This is a genomic window from Frankia sp. AgKG'84/4 (assembly GCF_023242965.2).
Lineage (GTDB): Bacteria > Actinomycetota > Actinomycetes > Frankiales > Frankiaceae > Frankia.
This window is the reverse complement of the sequence record NZ_JALKFU020001033.1, coordinates 1-1,720: the sequence shown is the minus strand read 5'-3', so window position 1 is coordinate 1,720 and position 1,720 is coordinate 1. Positions and strand designations below refer to the sequence as shown.

The window sequence follows — 1,720 nt, the reverse complement described above, 5'->3', positions numbered from 1 at the left end:
GTAGATCTCCACCGGCCGCCGGCCGCCGCCATCGGGCATCCCGACGACGACCTGGACGCGGACCGTTCCCCGTTCCGGCAGGACCAGCGGTGCCTCGACGACAAGTTCATCGAGCCCGCCGCAGCCAACCTCCGCACCGACCCGGACCGCCAACTCCACCAACGCCGCACCCGGCACCACGACCACACCCGCCACCCGATGGTCAGCAAGCCAAGGGTGGGTCCGCACCGACAACCGACCAGTCCCCAACAAACCCCCACCACTGGGCAACGACACCACCGCACCCACCAGCGGATGGTCAACCCCCGTCAGACCCAGACCCGCCACATCCACACCACGACCCTCCGACACCAACCAGTAATCCCGATGATCAAACGCATACGTCGGCAACTCCACCCACCGACCCGAACTCGGCAACAACCCCTTCCAATCAACATCAACACCCGCGACGAACACCTCCCCCAACGACAACAGCAACCGCCCCCAACCCCCCTCACCCCGCCGCAGACTCCCCCCCACCGCCACCACCCGATCCAACCCGTCCGCCACCTCCACCACCGACTGCACCAAAACCGGATGAGCACTAACCTCCGTAAACACCGAATACCCAGCCGTCATCAGATCCGCCACCACCGACCCGAACCGCACCGGCCGACGCAAATTCTCATACCAGTACTCCCCCTCCAACACACCCGCCGCACGAACCCACTCCCCCGTCACCGTCGACACCAACGGCAACACCGGCACCAAAGACCGCACACCCCCCAACGCCTCCACCAACTCCCCCGCCACCACCTCCACCTCCGGCGAATGCGACGCATAATCCACCGCAATCCGCCGAACCCGCACCCCCGCACCCTCCAACACCCCCAGAAACTCCCCCAACACCCCAGCATCCCCCGCCACCACCACCGACCCCGGACCATTCACCGCCGCCACCGAAACCCGACCCCCCCACCCCTCCAACCAGCCCCGCACCGCCACCTCCGACAACCCCACCGACGCCATACCACCCCGCCCCGACAACACCCCCGAAACAACCCCCGCCCGCACCGCCACCACCCGCGCCGCATCCTCCAAAGAAAGCGCCCCCGCCACACACGCCGCCGCAATCTCCCCCTGCGAATGCCCCACCACCACATCCGGCACCACCCCCGCCGACAACCACACCTCCGCCAAACCCACCATCACCACGAAACTCGCCACCTGAACCACCTCCACCCGCCCCGCGAAACCCTCATCCACCTCACCCCGCAACACCGCCTCCACCGACCAGTCCACCCACGGCCCAAACGCCTCCACACACGCCCGCACCCGCCCCGCGAACACCGCCGAAGAATCCAACAACTCCCGCCCCATCCCCAACCACTGCGCCCCCTGACCCGGAAACACCCACACCAACCCACCACCCACCCGCACACCCGTCACCAACCCCGGATCACCCACCCCCACCGCCAACGCCCCCAACGCCCCAGCCCCCTGCACCCCCGACGACGCCACCACCACAGCCCGCTCCCCCAACACCGCCCGCCGCCCCACCAAACCCACCGCAACATCCACCACATCCCCACCAGCCACCACCTCCACCAACCGACCCGCCAACCCCACCAACCCCACCGCACTACCCGCCGACACCACCAACGGCACCGGACCACCCACCGGCAGCAACCCACCCCCACCCCCAGCCCCGAAAGCCACCGCCGGCACCTCCTCCGGCGCC

The 1,720-nt window shown here is 68.7% G+C and carries 1 protein-coding gene; it reads right to left on the bottom strand.

Going from position 1 to position 1,720, the window contains the following annotated elements; translation table 11 throughout:
• The coding region (locus tag MXD58_RS27045) for an acyltransferase domain-containing protein (protein ID WP_308302058.1) at window positions 1–1,647 on the bottom strand (1,647 nt) is incomplete at its 3' end.
• Window positions 1,648–1,720 lie beyond the last annotated feature (73 nt).